Raw genomic sequence first — 17,217 nt, forward strand, 5'->3', positions numbered from 1 at the left:
TAATTAAAACAAGAGGCTGTCCCTTGGTCATTTGATGACCTTTAGGACAGCCTCTTCATTCATTATTCGTATACTTCTAGTTCAAACAAGGAGTAACCGTACTGCGTATTGCGCTGTGTGCCAGCAACTTTCACGTAGCGAGCGTCAACAGGGGTGAAGAGAATGTTGTCCTTGCCTCCGTCTCCATACGTTGTCGAGGAAACTGTCGTCCAGTTCTCGCCGTTAGTGGATACTTCGACTGTGTAAGCCTTCGCTGATGCATTCTCCCAGTTCAGCAGGACGCGTCCAATTTTGAAGGACTGTCCAAGATCAACGCAGATCCATTGCGAATCACTGAATGGTGATTCCCAGCGTGTGCTCTTGCTTCCATCCACAGCGAACTGCGCATTTTGAAGCGGAGTTTCGGAAGTGGTGACTTGTTTGAAAAGCGCCAAATTCGTTGCAGGTATAATGGCTTGAGTAAGTGTAACGTCGTCATAGCCAGTTGCATGTACCTTCACTTCATAAGGTCGAGCTTCTGTGAACAAAGCAGCGTTAAGCGTAATTGTGCCAGCCGATACTTTGTATTGGTCTGCGCGAAGGGTAACGCCGTTCAGTTCAACTGCGTTGATCGCGTTTCTCCAAGCGGTATTGTCGGTAAACGTGATGTCGATTGCTTGGCCAAGGATGTTATCGGTCGTATCTGCCGTCAATGCAGGTCCTGTAAGCGGTGCTTGATCGCCAGCATAGACTTCGAATTCCCATAACGAGAAGCCGTATGGCGTTCCACGTTTGATTCCGTTCATCTTGACGAATCTTGCATTCACAGGAGCAAATGTAAGATCGTCAATGTCGCCATTGCCATTCTCGGTAGCATATACCGTTGTCCATGTTTGTCCATCCAAGGAGACATCGATGGTGTAAGCTTTACCATAAGCGTTCTCCCAAGCCAGGACGACGTGGTTAATCGTTTTTGGAGCTCCGAGGTCAACGCTCATCCATTGGTTGTCTTCAAAAGCAGACTCCCAGCGGCGATCGAATCGTCCGTCGACGGCATCAGCGCTTGAGCGATGGTAGTCCGGCGAGGAAGCTGTCTGTCTACCATAAGCGAGATTTAGTGGATTCGGATTTGTATTTGGATCAGTTCCTGGATTGTCTGGATTTCCTGGATTCGTACCTGGACCTGTGTTCGGATTGCCCGGAATTTCTTTAGCTGCGATTGTTTGTTGTACGGAAGCTTCCGTGTAACCTGTCGCTTGCACGGAAATGCGGTACGTTTTCGCATCCTTGAACAAAGAAGCGTCCAGGGTGATTTTACCTGCAGCCAATTTGAATTGGTCGGCGTTTACAAGCGTATCGTCAATTTTGACAGCTTCGATCGTACTTCTCCATGCAGCATCATCGTCGAAAGTGATGTCGATCGGCTGACCGACTTTCGCGTCTGTCGAATCGGCTGACAGTTCTGGCGCGCTTGGCAAGATAGGAGCATTGCCGCCATATACTTCAAATTCCAAGAGTGAGAAGCCATAAGCTGTGGTGCGCTCAGTACCGTTTACTTTCACGTATCTTGCATGGGTTGGCAAGAATCCGATATCGTTGATGCCTGGTTTACCTGTTGTTGTCGTGTAGACTGTTTTCCAGTCTTTACCGTCTGCAGAGACTTCAACCGTGTAGCTCTTGCCGGCTGCATTCTCCCAGTTCAGAAGCACGCGGGAAATGGTATTATCCGCTCCGAGATCGACCGTTAGGTACTGCGGGTCGCTGAAATCGGACTCCCATCTCGTTGCGATATTCCCGTCAACCGCATTTTTACCAGCTTGCTTCGGATTCGCAGATGTGAGCGTCGTTTTGCGCAGAGCAAGGTTGACGTTCGAATTGGTAACGATAGTTTGCTGAATTGCTGCGTTGGCAAAACCTTTAGCTTCAACGGAAATCTCGTAGCTGCCAGCTTCAGGGAACAAGGCGCCATTTAGTGTGATCTTACCTGGCGATACTACGTATTGGGCAGCAGATGCCGCCACGCCATTAACTTTCACACCAAGGACGGCGTTTCTCCAATCCGCGAAGTCCTCAAAGCCGATGTCGATCGGCTGGCCAGCGCGGTTCATTGTCGTGTCCGCAGTCAGTTTCGGAGCGTCAAGATCGCCTGCCGGCGTACCGAACACTTCCATTTCCCATAGGGAGTAGCCATAGTTTGTCGTCCGTTCTGTGCCTTCTACTTTGACATATCTGGCATTCACGGCTGGGAATTTGATGTCGTCGATGCCTTCATGACCACGTGTGGTCGTGTACACCGTTTGCCATTTTTGACCGTCTACAGAAGTTTGAACGGTGTAGCTTTTACCAGCAGCATTCTCCCAGTTCAAGCGGACATGACTGATTTTATACTCCGAGTTCAGGTTGACACCGATGAACTGCGGATCGCTGAAATCGGATTCCCAGCGCGTATCCAGCTTGCCGTCAACCGCGTAGGAGGCTGGGTTTTTCGTTTTATCCGACGTAAAGGTCGGTTTGTTCAGGGCTAGATTAACCGTCGAGTTCGTGATGACGACTTGTTGTGCTTCTGTATCCGGGTAACCAGCAGATTGAACGGTGATCTTGTAGCTGCCTTCCACAGGGAACATAGCGCTGTTCAGGGTGATTTTACCGCCTTGCACACTATACTGAGCGGCATCAATTGCAGCTCCGTTTACAAGCACTGAGCTGATGGACTCGCGCCATTTCAGATGATCAGCGAACGTGATCTCGATCGGTTGTCCAACCACATTTTGTGTTGTATCCGCCGCCAGTTGTGGAGGCGTGTTGCCATCCAAATCTGTTACTTTCGTCGGGTCTACTTTCACAAGTGATTTCGGTCCAACCTTCGCGGATCCTGTTACGCCGGCTGCATTGTGGAATGTCACGGTAACGGCTTCGTTCTTCGCATTCCAGATCATTGCGGAATAAACGGAATCTTTCTTGTAGACAGTAGCTCCGGTCCAGCCGCTTGCCCAAATGTCCTTGGTGCGCGTTCCGAGAGTTGCCATACTGTGAACGAACCAGTACGTGTTGAAAATTTCATTCTTTTGCGTATTCTCGGTCGTAAATTTATTAAGTACCGTTTGTGGCTCGCTTAAGGATTCAATTGGCCAAACGATGTGCTGCCATGCGTTTTCCGGGCCTTTGTTATCCTTGACAAGACCATTATACAAGTCTGCAGCTTTCTTAGGATCGAAACCATAACTTGTCAGATACTCACCTGTCGGCAACCAGTGAATGCCATAAATGTTGACAGGATCGCCGCTGAAGAACGTACCGAAGTTGTACGCGCTGCCGTATACCTGACCAACGGATTTGTGAGCAAACTCAGGCAGCCAGTTGTCGTTGTCATAGTTGAACCAGTATTGTTCTACTGCTTTCAATTCTGTCGTGAAACCGTAGATGGAGATATCGCGGAACTTTTTGTCGCCGGACATCAGACTCCACATGTATTCGCCGACCCAGCCGAACAAGGACTCGCCCGCTGCTTCCTGATTGTTCCCGTTGTTGTTATCCCCGTAACCGCCAGCCCATGAATGGCCTTCGTACGGATCGAAGTTACGCAGGAACGGATATTGCGGATCACTTTTGGATGGGTTCGCGTAGTCTCTGATGAGGTGCTCGACCATCTCACCGTAATTGTTTTTGAAGTCTTGATCGTAAGTTGCAAGTACGGCGGATGCGAAGACGTAATAACCATAGGTGAAATGATGGTCTGTCAGTCCTGTGTTAGCGCCGAATTCGCTGTTTTTGTAGTACATCGTACCCCAAGTTGGGTCGTAGTACATGAAGTAATCCGGCTCTCCCTTGGTGTAAGTGTACCAGTCAGTCAAAATTGTTCTGAGACGCTCCAAGAACACATTTTTGTACGCTTGATCTCCGATTTGGTCAGCAATCAAGACGCCCATTGCTAGCGGATGAAGCACTTTACCTTGCCAATAAGCATCACCAGACATGATATTCTTCGATGTGGATTCGTCCAGATAGCTTAGCTGTTTAAGCAGGGTTTCACGTGAGTAAGTCGGATCTCCCGGCTCCGTAAATTGAGGAACGATACCGTTGAAACGATCAACCGTCGTAAACGAGTTCCCCTCATGAAGCTTCAGTGTTCCACGAATCGACTCATAAGAAAGCGAAGTCAGTGGAGAAGTTGTTTGCTTCCATTGATGTGGGAGCAGTGCCATCAACGTTGTTGGCTCCATATCTGCACGCTTCTGATCGATCTCGACATCGAAACGGGTCGTAACTTCGGAGGTGTTCTCATCGAAGCCTGGCGTTACCGTCGTGTTTTTAATGAAGGCATAGCCGTGTTTATAAAAATAGTTCAAATCACTTGCAGCTGGCATGGAGGCCAGAGACATGTAGTTTTGTTCACTACCAAGTCGCACTTTAATTTTGTTCCCGACTTTCATGAAGACTGAACCTTGCGGTGCGAACAATCCATAATGGCGAGTCACGGGTTTCGATTGCGGTGAACCATCTACGTTATTGACGGTGAAACCGATGTGATCCGCCGTTAAAGTAGCACCATCAGCCAAAAGAACCGGGTTGCCGTTGTCGTCATAGAAGCTTGTGGAAACCGGGAAGTTCAACTCTGGTGTTGTTGGATCGCTGAATTCCGAGTACAAGTACGGCGAGCCTTTGACGAACGTTGTTTTCATTTTCTCAGTGTCGTTGTCGCTCAGTTGAACGGTTGCGGACCAGTCGCCATAGCCGGCTACTTTGTTCTTGATGCGCGATGGTGAGATGTTGCCTGCGTTCAAGTAGAAGTCAGGTGCTCCGTCAGCTGCCTGGGAATTACCTGTGTCATTCACCCAACCTGCACCTGGGTTCAGGATGCCAAGACCCATCGTCGTATATTTGGATTTGAGTGGAAGTGTGATGAGGCTGTCACTCAAGTTTTTGATAAGAACGGACTGCCACCAGTCATTAGAAGGAATTGGACCCTTTACATCATCGGTTTTATTAACCGGAGGACGTGGCTGCGGCATGTTGATATCGCTGCTCAAGTAGCTGCCTTTGCCAACATCAACTGTCGATGCCGTAGGAAGCTCAGGAATCGTATAAGTTGGTTTTGGATCACCTTCAACATAATCGTACACGTTGAAATTGAACAAGGAGTAGCCGTAGCTCGTTGTGCGGGAGATCCCTTTCATACGAACGTAACGTCCACTAGCATAAACCTGGGTATCCATCCAACCGTCTTGACCGTTGATTTCACGGTAAATCGTTTTCCAGTTTTGAGCATCATTCGAAACTTGCAGATCGTAGATGCGGCCAGCGGCATTTTCCCAGTTCAGGCGAATACGGCCAATGTTATGTTCCTTGCCAAGGTCCACATAAATCCACTCATCACTCGTGTGCGCTGAGGACCATCTTGTTGTTGCATTGCCATCTACAGCGTATTCAGGCAGTAACAGGGGTTTATCTTTGTCAGGTGTAGCTGTTGAAGAAGCCGTTACCGGTTTATTCAAAGCGACATCTTCGCCAAGTACGACAGGGAGCGGATTGCTGCCGCCAGTGCCGTATACTTCAAATTCATAAAGCGAAACGCCGTAGCCTCCGCTGCGCTCAAGCGACAGCATACGGACATAACGTCCTTCACCTGATAAGGCGATGGTGTCAACGCCACCGTCTCCTTTGGTGTCTGTGTAGATGTCTTTCCAGTCCTTTTCGTTGTCAGATACTTGGATCTTGTACGACTTCGAGTAAGCATTTTCCCAGCGAAGGACAGCTTTGTCGATCTTGGCTTTGGCGCCAAGGTCTACGTAGATCCACTGTTCACCGGCCTTGAACGAGCTGCCCCAACGGGAGTCGGTATTGCCGTCGAACGCTTTGTCCGGCGTCAAGCCTCCTTCGGTTGACGAGGCATAGGCTGCACCTTCATAAGTCAGAAGGTGGGAAGCTTCGGCAGCATTTGCTGCCGCTGCTGGCGCAGGAAAACCGCTCCAGGACCCAAGAAGCACGGAAAGAGCAAGCGCTGATGATGCTGTCTGAGTCAATTTCTTGCGAATCTTTTTCTCGGGTGAACGCATTTCTTAATTTTCCTCCTCTTTTCTCGCCCAATTGGGCTGATTCGTCTGCGGCGTTTCTTGACAAAAAGAAACACCGTTCTTCATTATTTTGGAAATTTTATTTCCAACGCGATTATATATGGTGTCGAATCCTGTTTACAATGAGCGTAAATTCCTACTCAATTTTATCTGCTAGGACTCAATGCCTATATATGTAAATTGGATATTTGTCATTTTTTGTCCACTGGTCGAATATTCAGTCAAATCGTGATCGATGTACTCGACTTCCGACTCAAATGGGAAGCGCTCTTTTGGGTTTTTCAGTCCGAATCGCTGATTGGTCATAGGGACCCAGGCGTATGTGACCAACGTAGTAGGTCCTAAAATGTTGTCTTCATAAAATATTTACAATTGACCCGAGGTCATAAAAAAATGCAGCTTTTTTCACTTGGATTCGTAGTGGATTTATCGTTTTACATAGTATTTAAGACTAGATAATACCTACTTGATTTTGTCTTGTTACAATGACTATATGAATAAATCGAATAATTTTACTCTGACGTAGACAGATTTTGAAAAAAGACTGCAAATAAGGGAGGACTGTTGGCTATGTTTATGAATTTAGCCCACCGGGGCGCTTCGGCATATGCGCCTGAAAACACACTTGCCGCCTTCTACAAGGGGCTTGAGCAAGGTGCGAACGGTATTGAAACGGATTTAAAAATATCAAAAGACGGCGTCGTCCTGTTATTTCATGATCATGAGTTGGACCGTACGACTGACGGACACGGACGTCCTTCTTCCTATACATGGAAGGAGCTTCAGGAGCTCGATGCCGGCTCCTGGTTCTCTTCAGCCTATGCGGGAGAGCGACTCGTCTCCTTTGAGCAATTTCTGCACTATTTTGGTAGAAGAAAAGTTCTATTGGCCTTAGAGTTAAAAGATCCTCATATTGAACTACCTGTATTGGAATTGATTAGACAATTCGATGTGCAGCCCCAAACGACGATCACTTCCTTTGGATACGAGAATTTGCAAGCTGTACGAGCTATTGATCCGTCGATTCGAATTGGACATCTAATCCGCAAGATCGATGAGGAGGCTATCGCCCGGTTGAAGGAAATTGGTGCTGGGCAAATTTGCCCCTGCACCGATGGGCTTGAGCATAAGGATGTGCAGCTTGCTAAATCGCATGGCTTGGAAGTCAGAGCCTGGGGAGCATCCACGCCAGAACTCATGAGGCATGCTCTCCAGTGTGGCGTTGACGGCATGACCATTAATTTCCCGGATCTATTATCAGAAGAAATCTGCCGCTTAACATGAAGTAATGATATGGCAGATGTTGGAATAAGTTTCTACTAGGCTTCAAATTTAAAAAGGAGTGATAGAATGGAAACCTTCGACATTATTATTATCGGCAGCGGGCACAATGCTTTGATAACGGCTGCCTACTTAACTCGTGCTGGTCGCAGCGTGCTAGTTTTAGAGAAAAATGATCGCCCAGGCGGCTTTGTACGGACGGAGGAACTCACGCTGCCGGGCTTCAAGCATGATGTGTATGCGGCGGCGCATCCTCTTTTTACTACGGGACCCGCTTATGCTGAGCTGAGGGAGGATTTGGAAGCTCGCGGGTTGCGTTATGTGAATACAGACCTGCCGACTGGGGTTTCCATGGAGGATGGGCGCACGGCTGTTTTGTCGCGCTCGTTTGAAGAACTTATTGCTGAAGCGGAGCGACTGGCTCCTGGAGACGGCGCTGCTTTGGCAGGAATTTTTGAGCAATTGAATCCCCATGTTAACGATGTGTTCGGCTTGTTCAGCATGGATCTTTCCAGCCAGGAAGCAGCTCCAATTCTGAAACGGTTGCTTCACGATGAGCAAGGTTCAGGATATTCGGCTTTTGCCGGGCAATTGTTTGGGACGGCTCGCCATGCGGTAAATACGCTAAAATCTCCTGTAATGCGCGCTATGCTTGCTTCTTGGGTTACTCACCTCGGCCGAACCCCGGATGAAGTCGGAAGTGGCATTTGGGTTCCACTTACGGCGATGGCTTTGATGGGCGGCGGTATGCCGACCCCGTCAGGAGGTAGTGAGCAATTGGTTCAGGCGTTGGTGCGGCTGATTAAGGATCAAGGCGGAGAAATGATTACAGACACACTGGCTCAGCGTATCCTGGTGGAGAATGGCCGAGCTGTTGGCGTGCGGACAGCGGAAGGCCGAACATACATAGCGAAGCAAGCTGTCGTGGCATCGACCACGCCGGATCAATTATATCTCTCGCTGCTAGATGAGAGTGATGCGCCTTTGGCGCTGCGCACCCAAGCCAAGCAGTTTCGATATGGCCGCGGATGCGTACAGATTCATCTGGCCCTTAGCGAGCCGCCGCGTTGGCCGGATGCACGCTTTGATCGCGTAGGACAGCCGCATCTGACAGATGGGCTGGATGGATTTACGTTGGCCATTGCACAGGGGATGGCTGATCTGCTTCCGGCGAACCCTACATTCACGGTCGATTGTTCCACGAATCTCGACCCCGCACGGGCTCCTGCGGGCAAAGCAATCATGCGCGTTCAAGTGCTTGAAGTACCTATTCGGCCGAGAGGGGACGCTGCTGGAAAGATTGATGTTGGAGATGGCAGTTGGACGCAGGATCTGACGGAGCGTTTTACGGAACGCGTGCTGAACGTTGTGAGCAAACATATTCCAAATATTCCTAGCGCGATTATTGGCAAATATGTCGTAACACCGAACACCATCGCTCGCTTCAACCCGAACGCTGGACCGGGAGATCCTTACGGTGGGGCGCACGATCTGGCGCAAAGTTATTTGCTCCGCCCATTGCCAGGGCAGCCAAGCCATCAGTCGGCTATTCCCAATGTATATATGCTTGGCGCAGCGACTTGGCCTGGTCATGGGGTGAATGGCGGCTCGGGTTATATCGTGGCTAAACAGCTCTTATCGCGGTAACAGCCGTGATAGACAAAGAGGCTATCTCGAAGTCAGAAATGACCTAGGAGATAGCCTCTTATTTGATTAACCGATTCCGTAACTGTTGAGCTGAGGGAGGGTTCTTTTTTCAGTTTAACGGGATTTGCGTTCCGTCAAGAAGTACAAGAAAGCGATGAAAGGCAATGCCACCCCGATCGATGCACTCGATACCCATCCTCCATGCGCATAAGCTAATCCCCCTAGAAAGGAACCGACCGCTCCGCCGATGAAGAAAATAGCCATGAATAAACCATTAAGTCTGCCTCTTGCTTCACTGCCAAGTGAAAAAATAATTCTTTGACTGGTCACCAAGTTTCCGGAAACTGCCATGTCCAGCGTAACTGCGACGACAAAAAGCAGTACTAGCGTAAAGAGTGAATGGTTATGAAACACGGCAATGAGCAGAAAGGAGACGACTGCAGTCACGATGGCGCCAAAGGTTATTGCCCTTGTGAGACCTCTGTCCGCCAATCTTCCGCCAATAGGAGCCGCGATAGCTCCGGCCACACCAACCAGGGCGAATAGAGCGATGCCTTGTTGGGACATACCATATTCATCCGCCAAATGGAGAGGCACGGTCGTCCAAAAGAGGCTGAACGAACCGAACAAACAGGCTTGATAAAAGGCACGTCGTCGCAGTATTGGATTCTTTTTGAACAGTTCCATCAAGGAGGCTACAAGCTGTATATACGTTAAGGTGCTTTCAGGATTCCTTTTGGGCAGTACTTTTGCCAGCCACAGAGCTAAAAGAGCCATGCCAACGGCTGATAGCACAAATATTGTGCGCCATCCCCAAATGCCAGCGACTAAGCTGGAAATCGGTCTGGCCAGCATGATGCCAAGTAAAAGGCCGCTCATGACGTTTCCGACGACTCGGCCGCGTTGCTTCTCGCTGGATAAAGCTGCGGCAAGGGGGACTAGAATTTGTGCGACCACTGAGCCAGATCCGATCAGCAGGGCTGCTGTTAGAAACAGTGTAGATTCCGTGGAAACAGCGGCCAGAATCAAGGCTAGGACCACGGTGGCCAGAGATGTCACGATCAGCCGGCGATTCTCTATCTTATCGCTTAGCGGAACGATGAATAGCAAGCCGACCACATAGCCGATTTGCGTTAACGTTACGATTAGCCCAGCTGCTCCTGAAGGCAGTCCAAGCGCTGTGCTAATGGGACCCACAAGGGTTTGAGAATAGTAAAGGTTGGCTACAATAAGGCCGCATGCCACAGCCAAGACAACCATCATTGTTGTTGAGATCTCGTTTTGTGCTTTCGAAATGGACTTGCTCATAGGAAATGTTCCCCTTCTACATAAAATAAATTCCGCATTAAGTGAACGTTTCGTCTACTTAATAGATATCACTATATACTGAACGTGGCGTTTTGTAAATACACGAAAATTCAGATATACTGATGGCAAAGGATAGAAAAAGGATAGAGAGGGGTCGAATGAATGGGTCAAAAAGGACGCCCGAGAGATGTAAAGCTTCAACATGTGATATTAACGGTAGCTTATGAGCTGCTATTGGAAGGTGGTTTTGAAGACGTAACCATCGATAAGATTGCTGAAAAAGCAGGTGTGAGCAAAGCGACCATCTATAAATGGTGGCCCAATAAAGCTGCTGTTGTAGCGGAAGGTTTCTTTGAAGCTGCGGCAAGTCGGCTGCCAGTCCCGGATACAGGCTCAGTCCTGAAGGATATTATGATACATGCCGTCAATCTTTCTTTGTTTATGGAAAGCAAAGAAGGAAGAGTGATCTCTGAGTTGATTGGACAGGGGCAGATGGATGCTGCATTAATTCAAGTTTTTCGAGAATACTATGTGAAGCCGCGCCGCGCGGAATCCGGGATGATCCTGAGAAGAGGGATTGATCGCGGAGAGTTAGGTAAAGAACTGGAGATAGAGTCCAGTATCGATCTGATATACGGACCGTTGTTTTACCGTTTGCTGGTTTCCGGAGAGAAATTGACCGAGGATAGGGTTAAGCTTATGGTCTACACGGTTTTCAATGGCATACTCTCCACGGGTAAGGCGAAGATAAATGCATTAGATCTATAGAGGATCAGGAGCCAGCCGTGGCTGTGGTGTGGAAGTGCTCCGACATGGCTTAGGGGAACTATAAGTCGCTATTCCCTTTGTAAAAGCATGATGTCCACGAGTAAGGGGAACAGGGTTCCCTTATTTCGCCGATTCCACATGAAAAACGTGGTATGGAAGGTGAATAAGACCCTGTAGTTCCGCTTAGGAAGGGAAATAGCTTGTTTTCCTCTGAATAGAGGACCACAGTTCCCTCGACAAAGCCATAATGCCTCACAACAAAGCCTAGGCGATATTCGTGTTAGGTTTTCGGTGGTCTGCTATTGTCCAGCGAGTGCGCTATTCGGTAATCAGAGGGGTTGGCCAATAGAGGGAAATAGTAGAATATATAGCAGCTAGCATCAAGCTTGACGGGGATTTATCCGTCAGGCGTTTTTGTTTTTTTTAACCATAGCAAGGCATTCTTAATTAATTGACTATTGGTAAAATAAGTAGTGACAAACTTATGAATATTCTGGTAATATTTCCTTGTGGAATTATTTATAACACAATTATGTAATGATATCTAACATCAAACCGACCACTAACTGACATCATGTATTCTGGAAACGAAGGGAGAGCTATTTTGTCCGAAGCAATCTTGGAAGTTAAATCTCTTAGAACCGTGTTTAAGGATAAAAAAAGCGAGAAGACGATTGTAGATGGTATCGATTTCGAAATTGGCCCCAACGAAGTGGTTGCATTGGTTGGTGAATCAGGCTGCGGCAAAAGCATGACGTCGCTGTCCATTATGCAGTTGCTGCCTCGTATGGGCGTGATTGCAGAAGGGGAAGTTCGATTCCGAGGGCACAACCTGGTAGGTATGAAGAAGCGGGAGATGACGCGAATTCGTGGTCGGAAGATCGCGATGATATTCCAGGAACCGATGACATCCTTGAACCCCGTGCTGACCATTGGTTTGCAGGTAACAGAGGCGATAACTCGCCATTTGGGAGTGTCCCACAAAGAAGCGGCTGAGATCGCCGATGACTGGCTGCGCCGAGTCGGATTTCCTGAGCCAGCGCGAATTCGTAAGGAATATCCGCATCGGTTGTCAGGAGGGATGCGCCAACGTGTCATGCTTGCCATGGCTATGGCTTGCAAGCCTGAATTACTGATTGCGGATGAACCGACGACTGCGCTCGATGTGACGATTCAAGCTCAGGTTCTTGATCTGATCCGGGGATTAATCAAGGAAACCGACATGTCTGTCCTTTTTATTACTCACGATCTAGGTGTAGTAGCTGAAATGGCGAATCGCGTGATTGTGATGTATGCCGGACAAATTGTGGAAAACACAGATGTCATAACGTTGTTTACCAATCCGCAACATCCGTATACGAAAGGGTTGCTTGGATCTACTCCGCGTATGAATGGAACCATGGATAGGTTGAATCCGATCCCGGGCACAGTGCCATCGGCAGGTTCCTTCCCCTTTGGATGCAGATTCGCAGACCGCTGCCTGGTGGCGCAGGCGGGGTGCCGTTCACAGATGCCTGAGCTGCGCAGTGTAGGCAAGGATCATCAGGTTCGTTGCCTGTTGGTATAGAACGCAATAGGTGTAGAACACATATGGAAGGGGGATCGAAATGGTGAACGCTCCGCTACTCGAAGTGAAGGATCTCCGGAAGCATTTTACGTTCGGGGGGAGTTTTAGGAAGAGAGGCGTCGTGAAAGCGGTAGATGGCGTCAGCTTGACCGTACATAAAGGAGAGACACTCGGAATTGTCGGAGAATCGGGCTGTGGGAAGTCGACGGTAGGCAGGCTTATCCTGCGTCTGTTGGATTTAACAAGTGGAGAAATTCATTTTAATGGCGCGAATATCGGCGAGTTGAGTGCATCTGAGCTAAGGCCTATTCGCAAAGATATGCAATGTGTTTTTCAAGATCCCTACGCCTCGCTCAACCCGCGAATGACGGTTGGCAAAGCAATTGCCGAGCCCTTATTTCTGCAAGGCGGTTTGAGTAAGTCGGAGGCGATGAAGCAAGCGGAAGTGCTGCTCGAAACGGTAGGCTTAAGCGTGCAGTCTGCTAGACTTTACCCGCATGAGTTTTCCGGTGGCCAAAGGCAGCGAATAGCGATTGCACGTGCAATTTCGCTGAATCCCAAGCTAATCGTGGCTGATGAAGCGGTCTCTGCCTTGGATGTATCCATTCAAGCCCAGATCGTGAATTTGCTGGATGATCTTCAACAGCACTCTGCTATGTCTTATGTGTTCATCTCTCATAACCTTAGCGTAGTCCGTCATATCTCGGATCGTGTGGCGGTTATGTATTTGGGTCAGGTGGTAGAGACGGCGAGCAGGGATCAATTGTTTAATAATCCTAAGCACCCGTACACACAAGCTCTGTTATCTTCTGTTCCTGAAGCTGATGTGAATAGGAAGAGGGAGAGGATTATTTTAAGAGGAGAAGTACCGAGTGCAGCTAATCCGCCACAGGGATGTACGTTCCATACCAGGTGTCCGCATGCCGTGGATCGATGCAAGATCGATAAGCCAATTGTTAAGGAAGTTGAGCCGGGGCATTATGCTTCCTGCCATTTCATATAAAACCAGAGTGTGAGAGGGGAAATAACATGTTGAGAAAGTCTTACGGCAAGTTATCGAGTATCGCAATTGGAACTGTCATGAGCTCTGTTTTGTTGTTATCTGCCTGTAGTTCCGACAAGCCTGCTGCAAGCGAAAATTCAACGAGTCCCACGACGACGTCGACACCTGCTGCTGCCAAGGCGGAAAAGATGGATGGCGGAGAGGTGATTACCGCTTATTTAGGTGACCCGCAGGGTTTCATTCGCTTCTGGGCGACAACGACGACCTCCTCGGAAGTCATTGATCTTGTCTTCAGCTCTCTTTATGATTTTAATGAGAAACAGGATATTATACCGGATTTGGCAGTAGGCCAGCCAACGTTCTCCGATGACAAATTAACGATGACGATTAAAATCCGCACCGATGCCAAGTTCTCTGATGGAACACCTGTAAAAGCAGATGATGTCGTGTTCACCTATAACATTCCACTTAGTGTTGATTACAAAGGGCCTCGCAAAGGGACTTTTGAAAAAGTGACGAAAGTGGAAAAGGTGGACGAATCCACGGTCAAGTTTACTTTTAAAGAGCCCCATGCAGGTTTTATCGATATGATGCCTTACAACATCCTCCCGCAGCATCTTCTGAAAGATGTGGCTATCAAAGATATGGACAAATCGGAGTTCTTCAAGAAGCCAATCGGCTCCGGACCTTATAAGCTTGATGAGTGGAAGCAAGGTCAATACCTGCGCTTTACACGCAATGATACTTACTTCGCCGGTAAGCCAGCGATTGATAAGATAACGGCCAAGATTGTTCCGGATGCTAATGCGATGATGGCGCAGCTGCAAACGGGAGAAGTTAATGTTATTGGCGTGCCTGCTGACAACCTGGCGGTTATTGAGCAATATGCGAAAACGTCAGGTAAATTGCAGCTTCTGAAGGGGATTAACGCTTCTTCTTACTCCTATGTGGGATGGAATTTAACGAATCCTTTGTTCCAGGATAAAAGGGTGCGCCAAGCTCTTACTATGGCTATCGATCGCAAGGCTATTGTAGATAGTGTAGCTGAGGGTCAGGGACAAGTCGTTCACACGCAGACGCCTCCGTCTTACTGGACCTTCACGGATAATGTACCAAAGTTCAATTATGATGCTGAAAAAGCGAAGAAGTTGTTCGCTGATGCCGGTTGGAAGGATTCTGATGGTGATGGCGTTCTGGATAAGGACGGCAAGAAATTCGAGTTTGAAATGCAAAATATTCAAGGGAATAAAATTCGTGAAAAAGCGATGACAGTCATCCAACAGCAGCTTAAGAAAGTAGGTATCATTGTCAATACTCGGATTGTAGAGGCGTCCGCATTCACGAAGAACTTCCAAAGTAAAAATTTCGAATCGATTTACTACGCTTGGAGCATCTCGGGTGACCCGAATCCGCAAGGGATATGGCACTCTTCGGAAATTGAAAGCGGCTTGAATACCGTTTCTTATAAGAACGGGGAAGTCGATAAGTTGATTGAAGAAGATTTGAGAACGTTTGATAAAAATAAGCGGAAAGAGCTGCTTGCCAAAGTTGATGCTCTTATCGCGGAAGATCAGCCTTATACGTTCCTGTACTCACCTACAGTTATTATGGCTTATCCAGCGAATCTGACAGGTTTCAACCCGGCGCGGGATGGTCTGAAGGAAATTGAAAAGTGGTATTTCACCAAATAAAAACTCTGGAATCGAGTTCGTATCTTTGATAAGAAAGAAGTGAATGTCGTTGGCTCTCTACGCACTTAAGCGTTTGTTGAACGCTATTCCTATTCTATTCGGCATCACTGTCGTTATCTTCATCATCATCCATATGGCGCCGGGTGGGCCGCTTTCCGCATTGGCAGAGGATCCGACCATTAAAGCTGCAGATATAGAAAACATGAAGAAAGCTTATGGCTTGGATCAACCCCTAACCGTCCAATATTGGCAATGGATTAGTGGGATGGTGCGGGGGGACTTCGGTACTTCTTTTCTGAAAAATGAATCGGTGACCCATGTGATCTGGGATCGGCTGCCGAATACGCTGCTTCTGACGGTGACTAGCTTCATCCTGTCGATGTTGATTGCTTTCCCGATCGGTATCCTTTGTGCGCTTCGGCCTAATTCTAAGCTGGATCAATTCGTATCTGGGCTGACGTTCACGGGTATGTCGATTCCGAGCTTCTTTCTCGCTATTTTGCTCATGATGTTATTTGCTGTGAAACTGGGGTGGTTGCCTTCGGGTGGTTTGAAGACGATCAATGCTCCGTTTAGTATGATGGATCGGATCAAACATTTGATTATGCCGATTACGACAATGGCGATCGTGGAGGTTGCGATTTGGACTCGCTACATCCGTTCCAGTATGTTGGAAGTTATCAATCAAGATTACATGCGAACGGCGAAGGCCAAAGGGTTGTTCGATAGCAGAGTGTTTACCGTACATGGGCTTCGGAATGCCATGATTCCGCTAGCTACGTTGTTTGGGCTGAACCTCTCCGGTTTCTTCGGCGGTGCATTGATTATCGAAACTATTTTTTCAATTCCCGGGATGGGTCGCCTGTTTACGGAGGCGGCCTTCCAACGGGACTATCCAGTACTGTTTGCCATCACGACAATCGTTTCTTTCCTATATGTACTAGGCAGCTTGGTAGCTGATATGTCGTATGCGATCCTGGACCCGCGTGTCGGCTTGAGCAAAAAAGAGGGAGGGTGACCATATGAGTGTAGCGCTTTCCGCGAATAAATCGACAGTTGCCCTGCCGAAAAACCGTTCATGGGAACGTTTTAAGCGCAATAGGTTAGCTGTAATCGGTTTAATAGTATTGGTTCTATTAATCATTATGGCGGTACTGGCACCGGTCATTGCCCCGCATGACCCGGCGGAGCAAGATCTGCTGCAACGTCTGAAACCGCCAAGCATGTCCCATTGGTTCGGGACTGATGATCTCGGCCGGGATATGCTGAGCAGGACGCTGTATGCAGCGCGTGTTTCTCTTTCAGTAGGGATCTTTGCCGTGCTGTTCAACGTTATTATTGGGGTCGTCGTAGGTTCACTTGCGGGATACTACGGAGGCAAAGTGGATGCTGCATTGATGCGTTTTGTTGATATTATGAACTCGTTTCCAACGCTATTCATTCTTATTACGGTTGTTACCCTGCTGAAGCCAAGTTTATTCAACATCATTGTGGTGCTGGTAGCCTTTGGTTGGATGGGGAAGTCCCGCCTCTTGAGGGGGCAGATTCTAACAGTCAAAAATCGTGAATACATAGACGCAGCGAGAACGATAGGCATGTCTGATTTTAGGATTATTGTACATCATGTTCTGCCAAATGCGATTGCGCCGGTCATTGTCTCTGCATCCATTCAAATGGGGGCGATGATTCTGACGGAATCAACGCTGAGTTATCTCGGCTTAGGTATTCAACCACCGACAGCAAGCTGGGGGAATATGCTGCAGAGTGCGCAGACATTAACGATTATGATGAAAGCTCCTTGGGTGCCTATTGTTCCAGGATTTATGATTTTCTTAACGATCATGTGCTTCAATTTTGTTGGTGATGGCTTGCGCAACGCCTTTGATTCTCGGTAGAGGAATG

At 48.2% G+C, this 17,217-nt stretch carries 10 protein-coding genes; 8 read left to right on the forward strand and 2 right to left on the reverse strand.

Going from position 1 to position 17,217, the window contains the following annotated elements:
• Positions 1-62: 62 nt before the first annotated feature.
• Positions 63-6,032 (reverse strand): galactose-binding domain-containing protein, encoded by a 5,970-nt coding sequence (locus tag GQF01_RS36495; protein ID WP_161410955.1) that lies wholly within the window; start codon positions 6,030-6,032, stop codon positions 63-65.
• Between the two features lie 588 nt (positions 6,033-6,620).
• Here GQF01_RS36495 and GQF01_RS31175 point away from each other — a divergent pair.
• Positions 6,621-7,334, forward strand: a complete 714-nt coding sequence (locus GQF01_RS31175; RefSeq protein ID WP_161410956.1) for a glycerophosphodiester phosphodiesterase — start codon at positions 6,621-6,623, stop codon at positions 7,332-7,334.
• Between the two features lie 66 nt (positions 7,335-7,400).
• Positions 7,401-8,978, forward strand: a complete 1,578-nt coding sequence (locus tag GQF01_RS31180) for a phytoene desaturase family protein (protein ID WP_161410957.1) — start codon at positions 7,401-7,403, stop codon at positions 8,976-8,978.
• Between the two features lie 114 nt (positions 8,979-9,092).
• Here the strand turns inward: GQF01_RS31180 and GQF01_RS31185 are convergent, their stop codons facing one another.
• On the reverse strand, positions 9,093-10,286 hold the full coding sequence (locus tag GQF01_RS31185) for an MFS transporter (RefSeq protein WP_161410958.1): 1,194 nt from the start codon (positions 10,284-10,286) through the stop codon (positions 9,093-9,095).
• 162 nt (positions 10,287-10,448) lie between these two features.
• On the opposite strand from GQF01_RS31185, the gene GQF01_RS31190 reads away from it, so the two are divergent.
• The 6 genes from GQF01_RS31190 (at position 10,449) to opp4C (ending at position 17,210) form a co-directional block, all read left to right on the forward strand.
• On the forward strand, positions 10,449-11,054 hold the full coding sequence (locus tag GQF01_RS31190; protein ID WP_161410959.1) for a TetR/AcrR family transcriptional regulator: 606 nt from the start codon (positions 10,449-10,451) through the stop codon (positions 11,052-11,054).
• A 574-nt stretch (positions 11,055-11,628) separates the two neighbouring features.
• Entirely contained in the window at positions 11,629-12,621 is a 993-nt protein-coding gene (locus tag GQF01_RS31195) for an ABC transporter ATP-binding protein (RefSeq protein ID WP_161410960.1), read from the forward strand.
• Between the two features lie 43 nt (positions 12,622-12,664).
• Complete coding sequence (locus GQF01_RS31200; RefSeq protein WP_328803574.1) at positions 12,665-13,624, forward strand: ABC transporter ATP-binding protein; 960 nt, start codon at positions 12,665-12,667, stop codon at positions 13,622-13,624.
• A gap of 26 nt (positions 13,625-13,650) precedes the next feature.
• On the forward strand, positions 13,651-15,315 hold the full coding sequence (locus GQF01_RS31205) for a peptide-binding protein (protein ID WP_161410962.1): 1,665 nt from the start codon (positions 13,651-13,653) through the stop codon (positions 15,313-15,315).
• A 49-nt stretch (positions 15,316-15,364) separates the two neighbouring features.
• Complete coding sequence (locus GQF01_RS31210; protein WP_161411141.1) at positions 15,365-16,333, forward strand: ABC transporter permease; 969 nt, start codon at positions 15,365-15,367, stop codon at positions 16,331-16,333.
• Positions 16,334-16,337: 4 nt separating this feature from the next.
• Positions 16,338-17,210 carry an oligopeptide ABC transporter permease gene (gene opp4C / locus GQF01_RS31215; protein WP_161410963.1) on the forward strand — a complete coding sequence of 291 codons (873 nt, stop codon included), beginning with the start codon at positions 16,338-16,340 and terminating at the stop codon, positions 17,208-17,210.
• The last annotated feature ends 7 nt before the right edge of the window (positions 17,211-17,217 follow it).

The sequence above is a fragment of the Paenibacillus silvestris genome (assembly GCF_009882985.1).
GTDB lineage: Bacteria > Bacillota > Bacilli > Paenibacillales > NBRC-103111 > Paenibacillus_E > Paenibacillus_E silvestris.